General features: G+C 71.6%; 23 protein-coding genes. 11 read left to right on the top strand and 12 right to left on the bottom strand.

What is annotated here, in order from left to right; all coding sequences use genetic code 11:
- Positions 1-78: 78 nt before the first annotated feature.
- Both HAV40_RS12275 and HAV40_RS12280 read right to left on the bottom strand, forming a co-directional pair.
- The gene (locus tag HAV40_RS12275; protein WP_166381070.1) at positions 79-1,407 is read right to left on the bottom strand and encodes a lamin tail domain-containing protein; all 1,329 of its coding nucleotides are present in this window, start codon (positions 1,405-1,407) and stop codon (positions 79-81) included.
- Positions 1,408-1,495: 88 nt separating this feature from the next.
- Entirely contained in the window at positions 1,496-2,053 is a 558-nt protein-coding gene (locus HAV40_RS12280; protein WP_166381071.1) for a DUF6939 family protein, read from the bottom strand.
- A 165-nt stretch (positions 2,054-2,218) separates the two neighbouring features.
- Here HAV40_RS12280 and HAV40_RS12285 point away from each other — a divergent pair, with 165 nt between their 5' ends.
- Positions 2,219-2,371: a hypothetical protein gene (locus tag HAV40_RS12285; protein ID WP_166381072.1), complete on the top strand. Its 153-nt coding sequence runs from the start codon at positions 2,219-2,221 to the stop codon at positions 2,369-2,371.
- Between the two features lie 119 nt (positions 2,372-2,490).
- Here HAV40_RS12285 and HAV40_RS12290 read toward each other — a convergent pair whose 3' ends face one another.
- On the bottom strand, positions 2,491-2,670 hold the full coding sequence (locus tag HAV40_RS12290) for a hypothetical protein (RefSeq protein WP_166381073.1): 180 nt from the start codon (positions 2,668-2,670) through the stop codon (positions 2,491-2,493).
- 220 nt (positions 2,671-2,890) lie between these two features.
- Here HAV40_RS12290 and HAV40_RS12295 point away from each other — a divergent pair, with 220 nt between their 5' ends.
- The 3 genes from HAV40_RS12295 (at position 2,891) to HAV40_RS12305 (ending at position 5,256) form a co-directional block, all read left to right on the top strand.
- Positions 2,891-4,132 (top strand): helix-turn-helix domain-containing protein, encoded by a 1,242-nt coding sequence (locus tag HAV40_RS12295; protein ID WP_166381074.1) that lies wholly within the window; start codon positions 2,891-2,893, stop codon positions 4,130-4,132.
- Positions 4,133-4,464: 332 nt separating this feature from the next.
- Positions 4,465-4,641, top strand: coding sequence for a hypothetical protein (locus HAV40_RS12300; protein WP_166381075.1), 177 nt, complete (start codon positions 4,465-4,467; stop codon positions 4,639-4,641).
- A 12-nt stretch (positions 4,642-4,653) separates the two neighbouring features.
- A complete protein-coding gene (locus HAV40_RS12305) occupies positions 4,654-5,256 on the top strand; it encodes a class I SAM-dependent methyltransferase (protein ID WP_166381076.1) in 603 nt (200 codons plus the stop codon).
- A gap of 106 nt (positions 5,257-5,362) precedes the next feature.
- On the opposite strand, the gene HAV40_RS12310 is transcribed toward HAV40_RS12305, so the two are convergent.
- Together HAV40_RS12310 and HAV40_RS12315 are read right to left on the bottom strand one after the other, a co-directional pair.
- Positions 5,363-6,082, bottom strand: coding sequence for a GNAT family N-acetyltransferase (locus tag HAV40_RS12310; protein WP_166381077.1), 720 nt, complete (start codon positions 6,080-6,082; stop codon positions 5,363-5,365).
- Between the two features lie 44 nt (positions 6,083-6,126).
- Positions 6,127-7,953, bottom strand: coding sequence for a serine/threonine-protein kinase (locus tag HAV40_RS12315; RefSeq protein WP_166381078.1), 1,827 nt, complete (start codon positions 7,951-7,953; stop codon positions 6,127-6,129).
- Between the two features lie 220 nt (positions 7,954-8,173).
- On the opposite strand from HAV40_RS12315, the gene HAV40_RS12320 reads away from it, so the two are divergent.
- A complete protein-coding gene (locus HAV40_RS12320; protein WP_166381079.1) occupies positions 8,174-8,440 on the top strand; it encodes a DUF3311 domain-containing protein in 267 nt (88 codons plus the stop codon).
- 3 nt (positions 8,441-8,443) lie between these two features.
- Positions 8,444-10,090 (top strand): monocarboxylate uptake permease MctP, encoded by a 1,647-nt coding sequence (gene mctP / locus HAV40_RS12325; RefSeq protein ID WP_166381080.1) that lies wholly within the window; start codon positions 8,444-8,446, stop codon positions 10,088-10,090.
- Positions 10,091-10,182: 92 nt separating this feature from the next.
- On the opposite strand, the gene HAV40_RS12330 is transcribed toward mctP, so the two are convergent.
- From HAV40_RS12330 to HAV40_RS12340, 3 genes are all read right to left on the bottom strand, one after another.
- Positions 10,183-10,428 carry a DUF2630 family protein gene (locus tag HAV40_RS12330; protein WP_166381081.1) on the bottom strand — a complete coding sequence of 82 codons (246 nt, stop codon included), beginning with the start codon at positions 10,426-10,428 and terminating at the stop codon, positions 10,183-10,185.
- Between the two features lie 217 nt (positions 10,429-10,645).
- Complete coding sequence (locus HAV40_RS12335; RefSeq protein WP_166381082.1) at positions 10,646-11,065, bottom strand: PPOX class F420-dependent oxidoreductase; 420 nt, start codon at positions 11,063-11,065, stop codon at positions 10,646-10,648.
- On the bottom strand, positions 11,062-11,637 hold the full coding sequence (locus HAV40_RS12340; RefSeq protein ID WP_166381163.1) for an NADPH-dependent FMN reductase: 576 nt from the start codon (positions 11,635-11,637) through the stop codon (positions 11,062-11,064). The genes HAV40_RS12335 and HAV40_RS12340 overlap by 4 nt, the downstream gene beginning before the upstream one ends.
- Before the next feature lie 73 nt (positions 11,638-11,710).
- Between HAV40_RS12340 and HAV40_RS12345 the strand changes: the two genes are divergently transcribed.
- Positions 11,711-12,172, top strand: coding sequence for a MarR family winged helix-turn-helix transcriptional regulator (locus tag HAV40_RS12345; protein ID WP_166381083.1), 462 nt, complete (start codon positions 11,711-11,713; stop codon positions 12,170-12,172).
- Between the two features lie 60 nt (positions 12,173-12,232).
- Positions 12,233-12,916 carry an SDR family NAD(P)-dependent oxidoreductase gene (locus tag HAV40_RS12350; protein WP_166381084.1) on the top strand — a complete coding sequence of 228 codons (684 nt, stop codon included), beginning with the start codon at positions 12,233-12,235 and terminating at the stop codon, positions 12,914-12,916.
- Between the two features lie 6 nt (positions 12,917-12,922).
- Here the strand turns inward: HAV40_RS12350 and HAV40_RS12355 are convergent, their stop codons facing one another.
- The 3 genes from HAV40_RS12355 to HAV40_RS12365 all read right to left on the bottom strand — a co-directional run bounded on the left by HAV40_RS12355 (position 12,923) and on the right by HAV40_RS12365 (position 15,256).
- Positions 12,923-13,387 carry a tetratricopeptide repeat protein gene (locus tag HAV40_RS12355; RefSeq protein WP_166381085.1) on the bottom strand — a complete coding sequence of 155 codons (465 nt, stop codon included), beginning with the start codon at positions 13,385-13,387 and terminating at the stop codon, positions 12,923-12,925.
- A 457-nt stretch (positions 13,388-13,844) separates the two neighbouring features.
- Complete coding sequence (locus tag HAV40_RS12360) at positions 13,845-14,426, bottom strand: TetR/AcrR family transcriptional regulator (protein ID WP_166381164.1); 582 nt, start codon at positions 14,424-14,426, stop codon at positions 13,845-13,847.
- Positions 14,427-14,458: 32 nt separating this feature from the next.
- Positions 14,459-15,256 carry an alpha/beta hydrolase gene (locus tag HAV40_RS12365; protein ID WP_166381086.1) on the bottom strand — a complete coding sequence of 266 codons (798 nt, stop codon included), beginning with the start codon at positions 15,254-15,256 and terminating at the stop codon, positions 14,459-14,461.
- 145 nt (positions 15,257-15,401) lie between these two features.
- On the opposite strand from HAV40_RS12365, the gene HAV40_RS12370 reads away from it, so the two are divergent.
- Positions 15,402-15,872, top strand: a complete 471-nt coding sequence (locus HAV40_RS12370; protein ID WP_166381087.1) for an aminoacyl-tRNA deacylase — start codon at positions 15,402-15,404, stop codon at positions 15,870-15,872.
- 111 nt (positions 15,873-15,983) lie between these two features.
- On the opposite strand, the gene HAV40_RS12375 is transcribed toward HAV40_RS12370, so the two are convergent.
- Positions 15,984-17,390 carry an aminotransferase-like domain-containing protein gene (locus HAV40_RS12375; protein WP_166381088.1) on the bottom strand — a complete coding sequence of 469 codons (1,407 nt, stop codon included), beginning with the start codon at positions 17,388-17,390 and terminating at the stop codon, positions 15,984-15,986.
- Between HAV40_RS12375 and HAV40_RS12380 the strand changes: the two genes are divergently transcribed.
- Positions 17,389-18,327, top strand: a complete 939-nt coding sequence (locus HAV40_RS12380; protein WP_166381089.1) for a DMT family transporter — start codon at positions 17,389-17,391, stop codon at positions 18,325-18,327. The two genes, HAV40_RS12375 and HAV40_RS12380, sit on opposite strands and share 2 nt — an antisense overlap.
- 2 nt (positions 18,328-18,329) lie before the next feature.
- Complete coding sequence (locus HAV40_RS12385) at positions 18,330-18,956, top strand: FMN-binding negative transcriptional regulator (RefSeq protein ID WP_166381090.1); 627 nt, start codon at positions 18,330-18,332, stop codon at positions 18,954-18,956.
- Positions 18,957-18,962 lie beyond the last annotated feature (6 nt).

Genomic DNA, 18,962 nt, shown 5'->3' on the forward strand with positions numbered 1-18,962 from the left:
CGCACCGCAACGCCGAGGGCTCCACCCGCGCCAGGCACGGGTGGAGCTCAGGTCGGCAGTGGCCTCAGGTGCCCGCGGTCAGGGGCAGCTCAGCACCGCGTCGAGCAGGTCGGCGCTGCACAGGTCGAAGCCCGGCCCGCCGTCGGCGTTGTCGTTGCCGGCCACCTTGTCGCGGATCTTGATGAAGTCGTGGCCCGCCTCGCCGTACACCATGTCGTCGCCCGGCCCACCATTGATCAGGTCGCTGCCGGGGCCGCCGTAGACGACGTCGTTGCCACCCAGGCCGCTGATGATGTCATCGCCGCCCAGGCCGCAGATGACGTCGTCGCCGAGGGTGCCGTTGAGGATGTCGCCGCGCTCGGTGCCGGTGATCGTGCACACCGGAGTCCCCGGGCCGACGTCGGTGCGTTCGGTGTCGCCGTTGTCGGCGGTGACCGGGTCGAACGTGGCGCTGGTGACGCCGCTGCTGTTGGAGATGGTGCCGGTGGTGCCTGCGGCGACAGCCACGACCAGCGTGAACGTGGCGGTCTCGCCGTTGCCCACGGCCGCCTTGGTGGCGCTCACCTCACCGGTCCCGCCAACCGGTGGAGTGCTGGCGGCCCAGCCTGCGGGCGACGTGAACGACACGAAGGACGTACCGGCCGGGATCTCGTCCCGCAGGACCACCGTCTGCGCGGCGTCGGGGCCGTTGTTGCGTACCGCGATCGTGTAGGTCAGGTTCGACCCCGCCGTGACCGGATCAGGGCTGTCGGTCTTGGTCACCGACAGGTTCGCCTCGTCGGGAGCCTGGGCGCCACTGCGCGGGTGGGGCGCACCCACCGCGAAGTCGACGGCATTGTTGTCGGTGTCGGCGTCGCCGCCGTCCTCGCGCAGCGCCGCCGTCGTAACGCTCAGCACCGGCGTCGGCAGGGTCTCCGACGACGTCGTGATGCCGTAGCCGACGAAGTCGCGCACCCCGGAGGCCGTGTCGCAACCGATCGAGCAGGTGAGGTCGGTCTGCGTCGTGACCAGGGCGACCTTGCCCGAGATCGCGCTCATCGCGATGTCGTCGACCGCGTCGGGCGTCGGCAGCGGCGTCGTGCCGCCCATGCCCTGGCCCTCCTGGACGAGGTAGTACGAGCCGGGCTGGATCGTCCCGGTCAGCGGGGTGGTCTGCCACGCGCTGCCGACGGCGCCGGCGTACTGCACCGACCAGCCGGTCACGTCGACCGCGCTCGCGCCGCGGTTGAACAGCTCGACGAAGTCGTTCGTGTACGTCGCGCCGACGCTGCCGCCGCCCCCGTACACCTGGCTGATCACGATGTCGGGCGAGACGGCCAGCGCCGGAACGGGCTGCAACAGTCCCGCGACCCCCGCCGACAGGCTGACCACGGCGACCGCCGCCGCCCTGCGGACCCACTGACGCATGCGTACCTCCTCGAACCCCGGACCTGCTACTCCTGTCCGATCAACTGGGCATGCCCGAGATGGTTACTTTTTGCAGTCAGTTGACTACTTAGTGTTCCGAAGGCCAGTCGCCGAGCAGGTGACGGCGCAGCAATGCGGCATGCGACAGCGGAGTACGCAGGTCGGCCGGGTCGCCGTTGAGCGTGTAGTCCAGCAGGACCACCGGGCCACGGTCGGCAAGTTCACGAAGCTGCGCCACTTCGACGGCGGCCCCACCCTCCAGCACGTGCCGGTATGTCGGCAGGTAGATCTCGCGGCGGGCGTGCTCGTAGCCGAGCAGGACCGTCCCGTACAGGCCACGCCGGTGCCCGAGCGGTGGTCCGTACGCCGCTGAGGTGCGCTTCAGGCCGCGCATCGCGGTGACGGCGAGCCTGCCCGCGTCCACGTCGGCGTGCATGAACACCTTCAGCGCCTGCCAGACGCCCTCCACGGACTGGCTGGTCACATCGGGTGTGAACGGCACCGGGATGGCACCGTGAGGGAAGAACGGGCTCAACCGCACCCACGGCTGCGGCCCTCGCGAAGTCACATCGACCACGACCGCGCCAGGGAACGCGGCCTCGATCGAGGCGGCTGCCCGTCGCTTGCTCGCCAGATGCACGTCCACGAAACCTCCCGACAACGCCTGCCGTCAGCGCATGATGTCTAGCTGGTACGACAATGTGCCGAACACAGGCGAGCTGGCGATCACCGAGGAGGGTCGGACTAAAGCCCGTCAGCGCCTCGACCGGCACGCGGCCAGCAGAGCCGCCCGAGCCGACCAGCAGGACGCGTGACGGTCGCCACGCTGACTCCGGGTGGCCGTGGCGCGGCCCAATCGGTGGTAGAGACGAACGAGCGTGGTGTGCTGCTGGCCACCACGACCCCGGACGACCTCGGCATCGGCGTAGTGGTTCATGCGGATGACGTTGACGTGCTGTCCTGATGGTCGCGCAACCAAGCTCCTACAGGGCTTCTCACCACCCTGGCAAGACGCGATCAGGACTCGGCGACCTGAGCACGCAGGCGGGGGGAACACGTCGCGATCGATATTCCGACGGTAGTTCAGCGCGGCTGGGGCGCTACCGGGATGACGTACGTCAGTTCATAGCGCTCGCTCGGGAACACGATGTCACACGCCTCCACAGCGAGATCGCCAGCGAGGTGCGTCCGTTCGATGACCATGGCTGACCGCGAGACCTGGATGGGGCGATCGTTCGACAGGAAGCGGTATGCGGTCTCCATGACGGGATCGTTGCTCGTGGCACCCAGCAACCCACTGCACGATTGAGCGGGAGGTCCCGCAATCGCACCCAGGGCCTCCCCTGCTCCGTCCACGCTCAAATCTCGATGACCGTCAGCACTCGCCGGGCTGCCGACATTGATGACACCATCGCAATACTGGAAGGTGCTCGATGGTCTGTCAGCAGACCGTGGAATGTCGGTGCTCGGGATCGGAGCAGCCATGTCCGAGGATCAACTGGGTCAGCGCATCAAGCAGGCCCGACGGCGACGCGGTATCGCGCAGTCGGACCTCGCCGCGCAGGCGGGCGTGTCCGTCGACGTGATCCGCAAACTGGAGCAGGGCCGTCGGCACACCGCCCGCATGGACACCCTGATCCGGATCGCGACAGTGCTCGACCAGACCGTCGCCGACCTCGTCGGCAAGCCCAAAGGGCTCGTGGTCGGCGCGGAGGACGGCGAGATGTACCGCCTGCGCCGCGCCGTGCTGGACGTCATGCCGCCCGAGGCGGAGCCGCCTGGTGCCGAAGCGCAGCGCGCCGAGCTGGGCGAGTGTTGGCGATTGTACTGGTCCGGTCGCTACGCTCCGCTGGCACGGGCACTGCCCGACGGGATCACCGCCGCGCGGGCCGGGGTGCGCGCGGCGCGCTCCGGAACAGAGACGGTCCGCGCGCAGGAGGTGCTGGCCGACTTCCTGCACCTGACTGCTTCGCTACTGGCACATCTGGCGCACGACGACCTGGCCGCCCTCGCCATGCACCAGGCGCTTGCCGCTGCGCACGCGAGCGACAACCCCCTGGTAGCCGCTGGGCTGTCCGCCAGCAGGGTCTGGCTACTCTCCCGCCAAGGGCTGGTCGGGGAGGCCGAAAGTCTCGCCATGGCCACCGCCCGCGAGGTCGAGCCGCGTATGGGCACCGCCAATGTCGATCAGGTGGCCATCTGGGGCGAGAACCTGCGCTACGGCTGCGTGGCGCTGGCGCGTGGGGGGCGTCAGGCCGAGGCTCGCGAGTTGCTGCCCCGGCTGGCCAGCGCTGCCGCGAGGGTGGAGGCGGAGCGCCCGTCGCGACCGTGGCAGACGCGTGTCAGTGACAAGAAGAACACCGCGCCGCTGGCCGGGCTCGGCTTCGGCGCCACCTTGGCCGGCATGACAGCGGTGACGGTGGCCGCTGCCGATGACCGCTATCGGGAAGCCCTGCGCCTGGAGACGCAGGTTCCCGCGTTCGACTCGATCTCGCCGGCGATGCGCTCACGACACCTGCTCACGGTCGCCTGGGCGCAGATGGCCGAGTTCCGCTCGACGGAATCAGTGCACACGCTGCTTCGAGCGGAGAAGCTGGCCCCGGAGATGCTCGCCCATCAGACGCTGGCGCGCACGATCGTCGCCGAGCTACTGCCCCGCCGCTCGCGGCAGCGGCTTCCCGGACTGATGTCCCTCGCTTCCCGCATCGGCGTGCCAACGAACTGACCAGCACAGACAACCCCCGGTAGGACACCACGCCCCACCAGGGGCCTCGGTTCATCATCTAAGTAGGACATGTTGTCCTCCGGACCGCCGGCTCGCCTGCCTACATTCATTCGGCAGATGTCGTTCACGGTCAGCGAGGGGGTCGCATGGCGGGCGCGGAGATGTCTCATCACGGCGCGCGAGGGGGTCGCGTCCTGGACCGCGAGCAGTTCATCGCGTACGCCCGAAAGCAACAGGTGATGGCCGTGCGGCTACTCGCCGAGCACGGACAGTGCGCAGGCGGGTGCGGCTGCGGCAGGCCCTGGCCGTGTCCTCAGCAGGAGTCACTGTCGGTGACCGCCGATCATTACCGCGCCAGGCTGGCCCTGCTGGACGTGACAGTCGTGCTGCCCGTGGTCACGCCATCTGTCGCGAGGCCCGCGCGCCGCGCCTTACGCGTATTGCTGAGCCTGATCAGCAGTGCAGGCAGTGCCACGCTGGCTGCCATTACGGCCCGAAGTAACCGGTGAAAGGCTGGGGCCATGCCTGGAACCTGGGATCAGTACGCACAGGACTGCGCGCCGCGACGGCCGGTCAACGCCGCTGGGGCGAGCACGTGGTTCAACTGGACACAGTACCCAGATCATGGCCCCGGCCTGGAAGTCCTCGACCTCAAGCCGAGTGCCCGCGTACTGGAACTGGGATGCGGCAAGGGCGGCAACCTCGCCCACGTCCGTGCCATGGGACACAACGGTGTCGGGGTCGATGTCTCGCCGGTACAGGTGGATCACGCTCGGACTCGATGGCCGCACCTGAACGTCATCCTGGGAGACGCGGTCGCGTACCTGGAAGGGGCCAAGACGCAGTTCGATGCGGTCTACTCCGTGTTCGGAGCGGTCTGGTTCGTCGACCCGGAGGTGCTGCTTCCGGCGATCCACCGTCGCCTGCGCGGCACGCTCGCGTTCTCGTGGTCCCCGATGAACATGGTCTCAGCACTTCCCCGCTGGGACCTGGAGTTCGACGAGTGGGGTGACCGCCTCGACGAGCACGGCTTCGTGGACATCGAGCACCGGGAGGTGACTCCGCCCGCCTCAGCGGGGCGGGGGCAGCCCACCTTCCTGGTCCGAGCCACGCGGCCGAATTAACAGAAGCGCCCTGGCCGCCGCGCTCACAGACTCCCGTCCATTCTCCCTGGGCGGTTGAGGGGGAGGTCCTGGAATCGCACCCCAGGGCCTCCCCGGTCCACAGCCTTCAGATCTCGGTGACCGTCAGTACGCGGGCGTTGGGGGCGAGGTCGCCGATCGCGGCGCGCAGGGCGGCACGGTCCGGGTCGGCCATGTACCCGTCCAGGCCACCGCGCGAGTCGAACGAGATCACGTGGACCTCGGCCTCCGGCCCGCGCAGCCGCTGCTCCAGCAGCCCGCCGTGGCGGGGCAGTAGCGCCAGCACGTCGTCTTCGTAGCGCTGCACGGTCTCCTCGTGGCCCGCCGGGTAGTCGACGATCGCGACCAGCCGCAGCCGTGGGGCGGTGGCCGGCCCGTCTAGTCGCTTGAAGAAGTGCACGTCGCAGGCGTCGCCGGGGTAGCCCTCGGTGCGGCCGGTGGCGACGTAGCCGTGTCGGCGGTAGAACTCGGGGGCCTGGAACGAGAACGACGAGACGCTGATCCGGTCGCAGCCACGGGCACGGGCCTCGTCCTCGGCGGCGGCGAGCAGGCGGCCGCCCCAGCCGTCGCGGCGGTGCTCGGCGTGCACCCATACCATCGAGATCCCGGCGCTGGCGCCCCAGGTCCAGCCGGTGAGCCCGGCGATCACCGCGCCGTCGCCGCCGGTGACCCGCACCGACAGCGACCGCTCCTCGTGTACGCCGACCGCCGCATTGTTGAATCCGGTGAGTTCCCGGTCCAGCAGCGCGGTCAGCTCCTCGTCCTTGTCGCCCACCAGCAGCAGCGCGGACGTGTACGCATCGGTCATCAGCGGAGTATGCCCACCTCGATGATCACCAGGCAAACCCGTTCTCAGACCGGGTTGGGCTGGAAGCTGGCCGTGATCAGCGCGAACTCGTCGAGGTTGTCCTGCCACTGCGAGTCCGGCGTGGACCAGTAGATGGCGTGCGCCTGCTTCGGCCCGGTCACGAACCCGCGGTTGATGACGTGGACCCGCCCGGAGTTGCCCTGGTAGGTGAACTCCCAGTCGGCACAGGCGATGAAGTAGTCGACCTTGACGATGTGCACCTTGCGGTAGTCGTTCCAGTCCCCTGCGGCGACGCGGCGGGCCTCCTGGCGCGTCCAGTCGGCGACCGGGTCCTTCTTCGGGCTGTCGGACTGGTCGATCAGCAGCAGCCGCCCGCCGCTGGGCTCCTTGAACCGCACGATGGTGCCGTCGCGGGTGACCTTCCACGTGCGCGGCACGGCGACCGCGAAACCGGTGCGGTCGCGGTAGAGGTGCCAGCCGGTGGGTAGGACCAGGCCGGCCGGTGACAGGGACGGCGACGGCGACGGCTGCGTGCTCGGCGAGGCCGCCGCTGCCGACGGGCTGGCCGAGGCCGACGGGGAGTTGCCCGCGGCTGCGTCACCGCGCTGTTTGCCGCCGCCGCCCAGGCGGGGCACGATCACCACCGCCAGCACGGCCACCACGACGGCCGCCCCTGCCAGCAGGGCCATCAGCCGCCGCTTGCCAGGACGTGCGACGAGCGCGCCGTCCGCGCGGGGCGGGATAGCGGCAGAGCCGACGGCGCGGTCCGCCGACCCGGTGCGCTGTGCGGGCGCGGCGGCCTTCGCCTTGGGCGCGGCGGGTGGTGGGGTGTTCGGCGGCCCGCTCGCTGACGCGGCCGGGGTGTCGGCGGTCGGCGGCTTCGGCTCGGCGGGGCGCTGCGGGTCGGGCATGGTGCGGGCGGGCCGTTCGGCTGCGGGCACGGCGGCGGCCACTGCGGCGGCCGGTGCGGGAAGCGCCGGTGGGGCGGCCGTCCGCCGCTGGCCGGGAACCCCACCGGGGCGTACGCCCGCGAACAAGCCCGTGCCGCCACGGCGGCCGGCTACCTTGAGCAGCAGTTTCTCTGCCTCGGCCGCGCCCATGCGCTGGCGCGGGTCCTTGCGCAGCAGTCCCGCGAGCAGCGGCTTGAGCGGCCCGGCCAGGCGCGGCGGGGCTGGCTCCTCGGTGGCCAGCGCGGCGAGCGTGGCCATCGCGTTGGGCCGGGCGTACGGGGACTGGCCCTCGACGGCGGCGTAGAGCGTCGCGCCCAGCGACCACAGGTCGGCGGCGGGGCCGACCTCGCCGCCTTCGACGCGTTCCGGGGAGATGTAGGACGGTGAGCCGAGGATCAGGCCAGTGCGGGTGACGGCGGGGTCGCCGGGCAGGGTGGCCAGGCCGAAGTCGGTGAGCACGACGCGGCCGTCGTCGCCGAGCATGACGTTGCCGGGCTTGACGTCGCGGTGCAGCATGCCCGCGTCGTGTGCGGCCCGCAGCGCGCCCAGCACGCCGAGGCCGATCTCGGCGACCCTGGCCGGGGCGAGCCGGCCCTGCTCGGTCATCAGCGCGGCCATGGACTTGCCGGTCAGGTACTCCATGACGATCCACGGCCGACCGTCGACGGTGACGACGTCGAAGATGCGTACCACGTTGGGGTGGCTGAGCCGGGCGATGGCGCGGGCCTCGCGCAGCGAGCGGGCGTTCATCTCGGCGCGCTCGTCCTCGGTGAGCCCGGCCGGGGGCACGACCTCCTTGACCGCGACGTCGCGGTGCAAGGTCTCGTCACGGGCCAGCCAGACCATGCCCATCCCGCCCTGGCCGAGAGATTCGAGCAACCGGTACCGGTCAGCGAGGACACGAGGTGGCACAGCGGGCATCTGAGGAACCTACCCAACAGTGGGATGCCGTACACCACGCAGGCACCGGGAGTGTGATCCAGATCCGCCCGACCCTTTGGTGGCGGGTGCCAACCGTTCAGCGCACCGAATCCGCCGTTCGGCGCGTGTCAGGACGACGAACGGCAAGTCTCGCCGCCCGAGCTGCGTATCCTCCCTCGCGCACCGTTGATCCGTCCCTTCGTGCGAGGAGGCACGTGCCATGGGTGAACCCACACCCGACCGGCGACCCGGCGATCGCGATCACAGTCCCTGGAACTGGCTGCTGATCGTGCCGATCGTGCTGCCGCTGGTCACGACCTTCTACAACGCGTCCAGTCCCGACCTGCTCGGCTTCCCGCGCTTCTACTGGCAGCAGCTGGCGTACATCCTGGTCGGCGTCTCCACCACGACGCTGGTCTACCGGATGACCAAGCGCCGCGCCGTCGCGCCCCGCATCCCCGCCAGCCGCGGCCACGGGGAGGGCTGAGCCGTGTGGCGTGACCATCTCACCGAGATCATCGTGTTCGCCGTGCTGTTCGTCGGCGTCAGCGCGCTGGGTTTCGTGGCCGCCAAGTGGCGGCGGCCGACCGACATGGAACACCTCGACGAGTGGGGCCTGGGCGGCCGCAACTTCGGCTCGTGGATCACCTGGTTCCTGGTCGGCGGCGACCTCTACACCGCGTACACCTTCGTCGCCGTGCCCGCGCTGGTCTTCGGCGCCGGGGCGATGGGCTTCTTCGCGGTGCCGTACACCATCATCATCTATCCGATGTTCTTCCTGGTCCTGGTGCGGCTGTGGTCGGTGTCCCACCGGCACGGCCTGGTCACCCCGGCCGACTTCGTACGCGTGCGCTTCGGCTCCCCCACGCTGGCGCTGCTCGTCGCGATCACCGGCATCGTCGCCACGATGCCCTACATCGCGCTGCAGCTCGTCGGCATCGAGGCGGTGCTCAAGACGATGGGCGTCACCGGCGAGTCCACGGTCGCCCGGCACGCGCCGATCATCATCGCGTTCGCGATCCTCGCCGCCTACACCTACCAGTCCGGACTGCGCGCCCCCGCGCTCATCGCGTTCGTCAAGGACACCCTCATCTACATCGTGATCCTGGTCGCGATCTTCTGGCTGCCGTCGCAGCTCGGCGGCTGGGGCGCGATCTTCGACGCGGCGCAGGCCAAGTACGACGCCAGCCCCGCCCCCGGCGACGGGCTGCTGCTCAACGCCAACAACCAGCTGCAGTACATGACGCTGGCATTCGGCTCGGCGCTGGCCCTGTTCCTCTACCCGCACTCGGTCACCGGTGTGCTCGCCTCCCGCAACCGCGACGTGATCAAGCGGAACATGTCCGCGCTGCCCGCGTACTCGCTGCTGCTGGGCCTGCTCGCGATGCTCGGCTTCGCCGCGATCGCCGCGGGCGTCAAGCCGCTGCCCGGCGCGAACCCCGGCTCGGTCGACACCAACACCATCGTGCCGGTGCTGTTCGACAAGCAGTTCCCGGACTGGTTCGCGGGCGTCGCGTTCGCCGCCATCGGCATCGGTGCGCTGGTCCCCGCCGCGATCATGTCGATCGCCGCGGCGAACCTGTTCACCCGCAACATCTACAAGGAGTACCTGAACCGCGCGGCCAGCCCCGCCCAGGAGGCCAAGGTCAGCAAGGTCGCCTCGCTGGTGGTGAAGGTCGGCGCGCTGCTGTGCATCGTGCTGCTCGACCCGCAGTTCTCCATCGACCTGCAGCTCATCGGCGGTGTGATCATCCTGCAGACGCTGCCGTCGGTGGCGCTGGGCCTGTTCACCCGCTGGTTCCACAAGACTGCGCTGATCACCGGCTGGGTGGCCGGCATGGGCCTGGGCATGTGGATGCTGTACCAGATCGCCAACCCGGCGACCGGCCGGATGCACTTCGCCGGCTCGGCGTTCCCGCTGGACAAGTTCGGCTTCGACACCAAGGCGACGATCTACGTCGGCTTCGTGGCGGTGCTGGTCAACATCATCGTCGCGGTGCTGGCGACGCTGGTCCTGCGGGCAGGGAAGGTCACCGACGGGCCCGACGGCACCGCACACGACGACTACTTCGTCGACGAGGACTCACCCCGGCGCGACACCGCCCCCGAACAAGGGGAACCGGTGGCCGTCGCCTGAGCCGGGCCGGGCCGCCGCGGGCATCGTACGCGGCGGCCGGGCACGGCCAAGGGTGGGCGCGGAGGTCCCCCGCGCCCACCCTTTTTCCGCCTCTACTGCAGGTAGCCCTCGACCTGCTTGACGTCGCCGGGCTTCGCGTCGTCCGGGTTCTCCCCCGCGTCCTTGAGCGCGCGGCGGCGGCGTAGCAGGTCCCAGCACTGGTCGAGGGTCTCCTCCAGCGACCGGAGCCGGGCGGACTCGGTCTCGGGGTCGATCGCGCCCTGGACCCGCCTCGTCCGCAGGTCGTGCTCCTCGGCGACCAGGTTGTCGATCCGCTCGAAGATCTGCTTCTCGTCCATACCCCCAGCCTGGCACGCCCCGGGCGCGCCCGCCCGGCGATCGGGCTCGCGGGGGCCCGCTCCCGGACCCCGCTTTTTATAGACGCTGGCCTATCTCATCGAATTTGATCTCCTTATTTTCGATGAGATAGGCCAGCGTCTATCGAGGAGGGGGGGGGTGGAACGGCGTCGCGCGCCGACGTGCGAGTGGGGCGGGAGGGGCGGGCGGTGGCGGGGGTCAGGCGAGCCAGCCGTAGAGGTGGTCGACGTGGATGCGAACGGTTAGGCGGGCGTCGGTGACCATGGCGGCGCGGTACTCGGGCCAGTCGGGGTGCTCGCCTCGGATGTCGCGGTAGAGGGCCACCAGTTCGTCGACGGCCGCGTCGTGCGGGTCGGCGGCGGTGGCGGACAGGGTCGCGAGGCCTTCGGCTACGGCGTACGTGGCGCCGCCGGGGGTGGTCACGTGGAAGCTGGCGCGGGGGTCGCGGCGCAGGTTGCGGATCTTGGCGCGGGTGGCCGTGCTGGAGAAGCTGATCACCCCGTCGGCGGCGAGGTAGTCGACGTTTGACAGTTGGGGCCGCCCGTCGCGCTTGACGGTGGCCAGCACGCCCCGGCCCGTACGCCCGATGACCTGCCACAGTCGGTCCTGCTCGCTCATGCTCGCACCTCGATTCGGGCGGCCGACATCAGTTCGGCGATCAGTCGCAGCTCATCCAGCATGCCCTGCGCGGCGGCACGCATGGGCGCGGACGGCATGAACGTGCCGTCGTCGGCGACGGCCTGGCGCAGGCCGATGTTGACCGACTCGGCCAGCGGCACCATGCGCAGCGCGCCGAGCACCGGCTTGAGCTGCTCGACGGCCCGCATCCCGGCCGAGGACATGCCGTAGCTGACGAAGCCGGCGGGCTTGTGATGCCATTCGCGGTAGAGGTAGTCGAGCGCGTTCTTCAGCGGCGCGCTGTAGCCCCGGTTGTACTCCGGCATCACGAACACGAACGCGTCGGCGGCGTCGGTGGCCTCGCTCCAGCGCCGGGTGTGCTCGTGGGCGTACGGCCCGCCGTCGACGGGCTGGCCGGGCTCGTCATGGAACGGCAGGTTCAGCTCGGCGAGGTCGACGACGCGCACGTCGAAGCCGCCGTGGGAGGTTGCGGCGGCGGCGAACCAGTCGCCGATGACGTGGCCGATCCGGCCGGGGCGGGTCGAGGCGATGACGACGTTCAGGCGGGGCAGGGATTGCTTGTTGACATGTCACCAAGCTAGCGCCCATGTTGGTGACATGTCAACAAGGGGGTATGGTGGCCCGGTGACCGAACCCCGCTGGCTCGACGAGAAGCAGGCCCGCGCCTGGCGCGGCTACCGGCGCATGCGTGCCCTGCTCGACCTGCAGATCACCCGCGACCTGGCCGCCGACAGCGGGCTGTCCGACGCCGACTACGACGTGCTGTCGAACCTGTCGGAGGCCTCCCCGCACCGGCTGCGGCTCACCGAACTGGCCACCACGATGCTGTGGTCCAAGAGCAGGCTGTCGCACCACCTCACCCGTATGCAGCAGCGCGGCCTGGTCGACCGCGAGGAGTGCGCGGGCGACGCGCGCGGCTCGATCATCGTGCTGACCGGGGCCGGGCTGCGGGCCATCGAGGAGGCGGCCCCGCACCACGTCGCCTCCGTACGCCGTCACATGATCGACCTGCTCACCGACGAGGAGATCGCCGCCCTCGCCGCCCTCTCCCACCGCGTCGTCGCCCACCTCACCGCCGCCCCCTGAGCCGACGCCTCTAACCTGGACGGTGGCCGGGTGTGCGGATGTGATCGGGAGAGGGTGGCCATGGGCGGGACGGCGCTGGTCAGTGGAGGTACTGGCGGGCTGGGCGCGGCGGTGACCGCGACGCTGCTGGACCGGGGCTGGCGGGTGGTCGTGCCGTGGGAGTCCGAGCACGAGCTGTCGCGGCTGCCGTCAGGGGCGGACGGCCTCGTGCTCGTGCAGGCGGATCTCACCGACGCCGCGGCGGTGCGCAGGTGCGCGGAGCAGGCGGCGGCCGATCCGGACCGGCCGGTACGGGCAGTGGTGAACCTGGTGGGCGGGTTCGCGATGGGCGGGCGGGTGCACGAGACGCCCGTCGACGACTTCGAGCAGATGCTGCGGCTGAACCTGCGCCCGTCGTACCTGGTCTGCCAGGCGACCCTGCCGCACCTGGTCGGGGCGGGTGGCGGCGCGGTGGTGCTGGTGTCGAGCCAGTCCACGCGCAAGCCGTTCAGCGGCGCGGCCGGTTACCTGACCGCGAAGACCGCCGTGCTGGGCCTGGCCGGTGCGCTGCACGCCGAGTACGGCAAGGAGGGCGTACGGGTCAACACGATCCTGCCCGGCGTCATCGACACCCCGGGCAACCGGGCCTCGATGCCCGACGCCGACCGCAAGGGCTGGACGGCCCCCGCCGACATCGCCGACACGATCGCCTACCTGTGCTCCGACGCCTCCCGGGCGGTGCGCAACTCCCAGATCGACGTCTGAGTCGGGTCAGGAGGACGGGCCGTCGCGGTGGAACAGGCCGCCCTCGACGAACATCATGCGGGCGACCGGGTGGCCCGACTCGGAGGCCATGCGGAACCACTGCTCGGCGGCGGGCAGCCCGTGCCGCTGGTCGGCGAGGCGGCCCATGTCGAACATCGCCTCCCGGTCGCCCGCCCAGGCCGACTTGCTCAGCCAGTGCTCCGCGCCGTCCCAGTCGCCGGTCACCTTGAGCATGCTGCCCAGGGCCCGCATCGCGACCGCGTCGCCGTTCTCGGCGGCCACCCGCATGCGGTCCATGTCCTTGAGCATCCGCCGGGCCATGATCGCGCGCATGCCGAACCGGCCCGCCGAGCGCATCCAGACGACGATGAGCCCGACGCCCCAGGCGATCCAGCCGACGGTGGTCAGCGTGCCGTTGTCGGTCGTCAGACCCCACACGGTGAGCACCGCGCCGAACGCGAAGAACAGCATTGATTCCTCCCCAGGACCAACTGTCACGCTTCCAACACGATAAGTCAGTGTCAAGGCGGCCCGGTCCGCGGCCGTAGCCGGTTCCGCCCCCGCGTCTCGCTGGATCAGGTGGACGCTCTCGTCACGCGGGCCGGTGGCGTTCCAGTCCTCCCAGGTCCGCAGGTCGTTGATCGCGTACCGCCGACCGGGCGGCCCGACCTCGACGCGCCAGCCGCCCTCCTTACGGAGCACCCAGTAGCGGCCCTGCCCGGCCGGGTGCGCGGCGCTCTGCTGGCCGCCGTCAGCAGCAGTTGCCGGGCGGTCAGCGGCGTCGCGGCGCGGGTCGGGCTCGCCACGGCGCTGGACTGCGGTGCCGAGGAGCCGGTCACCGGTGCCGGGCCGTTCGTGTGCGGTACGGGATCGCCGGCCGCGACGGTCAGGAAGACCGCTCCCGCGGCCACCACCGCGACCGCGGGCGTCACGGGGCGGCGTGACCCGGGCCGGGCTCGATCAGGCGGGCGACGGCGGCGCGCAGGTTGTCGCGGGCGGCGGCGGGCGGGCCGAGGTAACCGGCGACCATCGCCCCGTCGCGCAGCATGACCAGGGCGTCCGCGCCGAGCTGCGGGTCCGGGTACGCCATGGTGGTCAGCAGCTGGACCAGCGCGGCGCGGAACCAGGCGCGGTGCGCGACCACCGCCTGGTGCACGGGGTGGGCCGGGTCGGGGAACTCGGCGGCGGCGTTGATGAACGGGCAGCCCCGGAAGCCGGGTGCGCAGATGTCCTCGCCGATGCCCTCGACCAGCAGACCGAGCAGCTGGTACGGGTCGGAGGTGTGCGCCAGCGCGGCGTCGAGGCGAGCGCGGATCGCCGCGTCGGCGTGCTCGACGTACGCGCGGACCAGGTCGTCCTTGCCGGGGAAGTGCCGGTAGAAGGTGGCGCGGGTGACCTGCGCCCGCTCGATCACCCGGTCCACGCCGACCGCGTGGATGCCTTCGGCGTAGAAGACCTGGGCCGCGGCCGCGAGCAGGCGCTCGCGGGCCGCGGAGGGCCGTACGGTCATGTCGGTCACCTGACCAGGGTAGGGACCACGGCTCAGCGCGCGTTGCGCACGGCCCAGGCCAGCGCGTAGTCGGCCACCTGCTGCCAGCCGTCCTGCCCGACGGTGTGGTGGCTGCGGCCGGGGAACTCCTGGTAGTCGGTGATCGCGGACGAGTGCCGGTAGAGGCGGTGGTTGGCCCGGTTCACCGACGGGGGCACGATGTGGTCGGCGCCGCCCGCGACGAACAGCAGCGGCGCGCGGTCGTCGCGGCGTACGTCGACGGCCAGCGGCGACCTGCCGTCGAGGTTGGCGAACGCGCCCTGGAACAGCGCCCGCGCGGCGGCGGGCACGTGGTAGCGGTCGTACACCTGGCGTGACTGCTCGGCGGTGAGCGTGTTGGTGAACGCGTAGTGGAACTGCTCGGGCGTGAACGGCACGGCCTTGTTGCGGTTGGCCGGGTTACCGAGCACCGGCGAGGCCGCCTTGAGCTGCGTCAGCGGCAGCCGGTAGACGCCCTTGACCTGGGCGGAGTTGATGGCGACGCCTGCCGCGCCCAGGCCTCGGCCGAGCAGGATCTGGGTCAGCGCGCCGCCGAACGAGTGGCCCATGATGATCGGCGGGTGGTCCAGGTCGGCGATGATCCGCTCGTAGTGGTCGGCGACCTCGCCGACGCCGAGTCCGGCCAGCGGCGACGGGTCCCGGCGCAGCGCTTCGACGCCGCCCTCCAGGCCGGGCCAGGACGGGGCGAGCACCCGGTAGCCCGCCTCGGTGTAGTGCTCGACCCAGTGCTCCCAGCTCAGCGGGGTCATCCACAGGCCGTGGATCAGCACGATCGTGTCGGGGGCGGTCATCGCGGTTCGTTCTCCTTGAGTAGTAGACAGAACGTTCTGTCTGTCTCTGACGCTACGCGGGTCGGGACCGGGCTCACAAGGTGTGGGAGAACGATCGTTCTATGAGCTGGGTCACGGTCGCCACCGGCGGGATATCGTGCGAGGCATGACCGGTTCGGCGCTCGACGCGCTCGCCTCCACAGGACTCGACCATCGCGTCATCCGGCACGGGCCGGTGCGCAGCCTCGCCGAGGCCGCCGCCGCGCGCGGGGTGGAGATCCCCGACGTGGTCAAGACCATCGTGGTCCGGCGCGGGGCGGACGACTTCCTGTTCGTGCTGGTGCCGGGCGACCGGGTGATCTCGTGGCCGAAGCTGCGGGCGCTGCTCGGGGTGTCCCGGCTGTCCATGCCGGACGCGAACGAGGCCAAGGCCGCCACGGGGTACGAACGCGGCACGATCACGCCGTACGGGTCGCTCAAGCCGTGGCCGGTGATCGCCGACGAGCGGCTGCGCGGGCGGGAGATCACGCTGGGCGCGGGCGAGCACGGGGTGGCGGTGGCGGTCGACGCGGAGGCGTCGGTGGCCGGACTGGACGGCACCTTCGCCGACGTCACCGACCCGGAACCAGCCAGGTGAACTGATCCGCCCAGCCGACTGGGCCGCTGAGTGCGCGACCGCGCTTTTCCATAGACGCCGGCCTATTACATCGAGTTTGATCTACGAATAATCGATGTGATAGGCCGGCGTCTATCGCGGGGCGGTTGTCTTCGCCAGGGCGCGGGCGAGGCGGGTTATGGCTTCGTCGTGTTGGGCGGGTGGGGCGGCGGCGTAGGTGAGGCGCAGGTGGGGGGCCGGGGGTTCGGCGGCGTACCAGGGGCGGCCGGGGAAGACGATGACGCCCTCGGCGGCCGCGGCGGTGGCCAGGGCGACGTCGTCGGTGCCGTCGGGTAGGCGGGCCCAGAGGTGCAGGCCGCCTCGGGGGACGGCGGGAGGAACGAGGTCGGGCAGGTGGCGGCGTAGGGCGGCGAGCAGGGCGTCGCGGCGTTCGCGCAGTGCCGAGCGCAGGGCGCGGCGGTGGCGGGTCCAGGCCGGTGAGGTGACGAAGTCCAGGGCGGCCAGTTGCAGCGGGCCCGCCACGAAGAAGTCGTCGAGCAGGCGGGCCGCCCGCAGTCGCGCCCCGGCGGGGCCGCGTGCGCCGATGGCGGCCACGCGCAGGCCGGGAGCGGCCGATTTGGTCAGTGAGCGCAGGTAGACGATGTGGCCGTCGGGGTCGTCGGCGGCCAGTGGCGGCGGGGCCTCGCCGTCGATGGTGAGGTCGCGGGCGTAGTCGTCCTCCAGCAGGAACGCCCCGGCGGCGCGGACGGCCGCGGTGACCTCGGCGCGGCGGTGCCCGGCCAGGGTCGCGCCGTGCGGGTTGGCGTACAGCGGCTGGCAGTAGAACAGGCGCGCCCCGGTGCGGGCGAACGCGGCGGCGAGCTGGTCGGGGCGTACGCCGTCGGCGTCGGCGGGCACCGGCACCACCCGCAGCCCGGCGGCCCGCGCCGCGGCCAGCGCCCCCAGGTAGGTGGGCGACTCGACGAGCACGGTGTCGCCGGGGGCGGTGAGCGCGCGCAGCGCGGTGGCCAGCCCGGCCTGGCCGCCGGGGCAGATCACCATGTCGTCGGCGCGCAGCCCGGCCCCGGCCTCGCGGGCGAACCAGGCGCGCAGGTCCTCGCGGCCCTCGACGGGTCCGCGCTGCCACGAGGCGGGCTGGCGGGCGGCACGGGTCAGCGCGGCCCCGAGCGCGGCGGCGGGCTGCAGGTCGGGGTCGAGATACCCGCCCAGCAGCGCGATCGCGCCCGGTGGCGGGAGCGCCATCAGCGCCTGCATCTCGTCGTCGCCGGGCGGGCGTACGCCGAGCGCGACGGTCTGCCAGGACAGGTCGGGCACGCCGGGGTCGTCGGGGGCGGCCGCCACGAAGGTTCCCTTGCCGGGCCGCGCGTCGACCACGCCCTGGGCGGCGAGCTGCCGGATCGCCTCGGCGACGGTGACCGGAGAGGCCTGGTGCCGGGCGGTCAGCTCGCGTACCGACGGCAGCCGCGCGCCAGGACCCGCGGCGGCGGCGAGCCCGCGCAGATCTTGGATAACGCGAGTCACTGCGTTACCGTTGTTCATGAAGGACAAGAGTAGCGTTACTGCGCCGAGCGCGGTAACAGCGGACCGGGTGACGGGCCTTGCCCTCGGCGCGGTCGGGGTGCTGGCGTTCAGCCTGTCGCTGCCCATGACCCGCATCGCCGTGCAGCAGCTCGACCCGTGGTTCGTCGCTTTCGGCCGGGCCGTCGGCGCGGCCCTGCTGGCAGGCGCATACCTCCTGGTCACCGGCGCTCCCCGGCCCAGCCGGGCGCAGTGGCGGCGGCTGGCCGTCGTCGCGCTGGGTGTCGTGGTCGGCTTCCCGATGTTCACCTCGCTGGCGCTGACGACGCAGACCGCCGCGCACGGCGCGGTCGTCATCGCCGTGCTGCCCGCCATGACGGCCGTGTTCGCGGTGCTGCGCGCGGGCGAGCGGCCGCCGCCGGTGTTCTGGGCGGCCGGTGCCGCCGGGCTGCTGGCCGTGCTCGTCTTCCTGGTCACCAGCGGCGCGGTCCGGGGCGCGCTGACCGTCGCCGACCTGTTCCTGCTGGTCGCGGTCGTGCTGTGCGGGCTCGGGTACGCCGAGGGCGGCGCGCTGTCACGGGAACTCGGCGGGGCGCGCACCATCTGCTGGGCACTGCTGCTCTCGCTGCCGGTCACCGTGCCGGTCACCCTCGCCGCCGGGCTGGCCGATCCGCCGCGCGCCGACACCACCGGCTGGGCCGCGTTCGGCTACCTGACCGCGATCTCCATGTTCCTGGGCTTCTTCGCCTGGTACGCGGGCCTGGCCCGGGGCGGCATCGCGCAGGTCGGCCAGATCCAGCTGGCCCAGCCGGTGCTGACCCTGGCCTGGTCGGCACTGCTGCTGGGTGAGACGGTGACCGCGGCCTCCATCGTGGCCGCGCTGGTGGTGCTCGGCTGCGTCGTGCTGATCCAGCGCACCCGCGCGAGCGCGCCCGCCCCCGCCGTCGGAAAGGTCTGACCGTGTACACACCCGCCCACTTCACGCCCGACGAGGCCGCCGTCCGCGAGCTGCTGACCGAGCACGGCGCCGGTGACCTGATCACGGCGACCGCGGACGGCCTCGTCGCGTCGACGCTGCCGTTCGTGTACGACCCGGACTCCGGCCCGCACGGCGTCCTGCTCGGCCACCTGGCCCGCAACAACGACCAGTGGAGCCGCCCGGTGCTCGGCGAGGCCCTGGCCATCCTGCGCGGCCCCGACGCCTACGTCTCGCCCTCCTGGTACGCGGCCAAGGCCGAGCACGGCCGCGTCGTGCCGACGTGGAACTACGCCGTCGTGCACGCGTACGGCGAGCTGGTCGTGCACGACGACGACGCGTGGACGGGAGCGCTGGTGCGGCGGCTGACCGACAAGCACGAGGGCCGCCGCCCGGCGCCGTGGTCGGTCGACGACGCCCCGGCCGCGTTCGTCGCCGGGCAGCTGCGCGCGATCGTCGGCGTCGAGCTGCGCATCTCCCGCCTGGAAGCCAAGTGGAAACTCAGCCAGAACCGCTCGCCGGCCGATGTGGACGGCGTCGTGGCCGGTCTGCACGCCGACGGCGCGCACGCCACCGCCGACGCCGTCGCCCAGGCCCGCCCCGCCCGCTGACCGCAC

It is taken from the genome of Catellatospora methionotrophica (assembly GCF_011297335.1).
Classification (GTDB): Bacteria; Actinomycetota; Actinomycetes; order Mycobacteriales; family Micromonosporaceae; genus Catellatospora; species Catellatospora methionotrophica.

What these genes read in the sequence shown, in the direction of transcription:
- HAV40_RS12275 (WP_166381070.1), bottom strand. Translation starts at nt 1,407, where the DNA reads ATGCGTCAGTGGGTCCGCAGGGCGGCGGCGGTCGCCGTGGTCAGCCTG.
- HAV40_RS12290 (WP_166381073.1), bottom strand. Translation starts at nt 2,670, where the DNA reads ATGGAGACCGCATACCGCTTCCTGTCGAACGATCGCCCCATCCAGGTC.
- HAV40_RS12295 (WP_166381074.1), top strand. Translation starts at nt 2,891, where the DNA reads ATGTCCGAGGATCAACTGGGTCAGCGCATCAAGCAGGCCCGACGGCGA.
- HAV40_RS12305 (WP_166381076.1), top strand. Translation starts at nt 4,654, where the DNA reads ATGCCTGGAACCTGGGATCAGTACGCACAGGACTGCGCGCCGCGACGG.
- HAV40_RS12310 (WP_166381077.1), bottom strand. Translation starts at nt 6,082, where the DNA reads ATGACCGATGCGTACACGTCCGCGCTGCTGCTGGTGGGCGACAAGGAC.
- HAV40_RS12315 (WP_166381078.1), bottom strand. Translation starts at nt 7,953, where the DNA reads ATGCCCGCTGTGCCACCTCGTGTCCTCGCTGACCGGTACCGGTTGCTC.
- HAV40_RS12320 (WP_166381079.1), top strand. Translation starts at nt 8,174, where the DNA reads ATGGGTGAACCCACACCCGACCGGCGACCCGGCGATCGCGATCACAGT.
- HAV40_RS12330 (WP_166381081.1), bottom strand. Translation starts at nt 10,428, where the DNA reads ATGGACGAGAAGCAGATCTTCGAGCGGATCGACAACCTGGTCGCCGAG.
- HAV40_RS12335 (WP_166381082.1), bottom strand. Translation starts at nt 11,065, where the DNA reads ATGAGCGAGCAGGACCGACTGTGGCAGGTCATCGGGCGTACGGGCCGG.
- HAV40_RS12350 (WP_166381084.1), top strand. Translation starts at nt 12,233, where the DNA reads ATGGGCGGGACGGCGCTGGTCAGTGGAGGTACTGGCGGGCTGGGCGCG.
- HAV40_RS12355 (WP_166381085.1), bottom strand. Translation starts at nt 13,387, where the DNA reads ATGCTGTTCTTCGCGTTCGGCGCGGTGCTCACCGTGTGGGGTCTGACG.
- HAV40_RS12360 (WP_166381164.1), bottom strand. Translation starts at nt 14,426, where the DNA reads ATGACCGTACGGCCCTCCGCGGCCCGCGAGCGCCTGCTCGCGGCCGCG.
- HAV40_RS12365 (WP_166381086.1), bottom strand. Translation starts at nt 15,256, where the DNA reads ATGACCGCCCCCGACACGATCGTGCTGATCCACGGCCTGTGGATGACC.
- HAV40_RS12370 (WP_166381087.1), top strand. Translation starts at nt 15,402, where the DNA reads ATGACCGGTTCGGCGCTCGACGCGCTCGCCTCCACAGGACTCGACCAT.
- HAV40_RS12380 (WP_166381089.1), top strand. Translation starts at nt 17,389, where the DNA reads ATGAAGGACAAGAGTAGCGTTACTGCGCCGAGCGCGGTAACAGCGGAC.
- HAV40_RS12375 (WP_166381088.1), bottom strand. Translation starts at nt 17,390, where the DNA reads ATGAACAACGGTAACGCAGTGACTCGCGTTATCCAAGATCTGCGCGGG.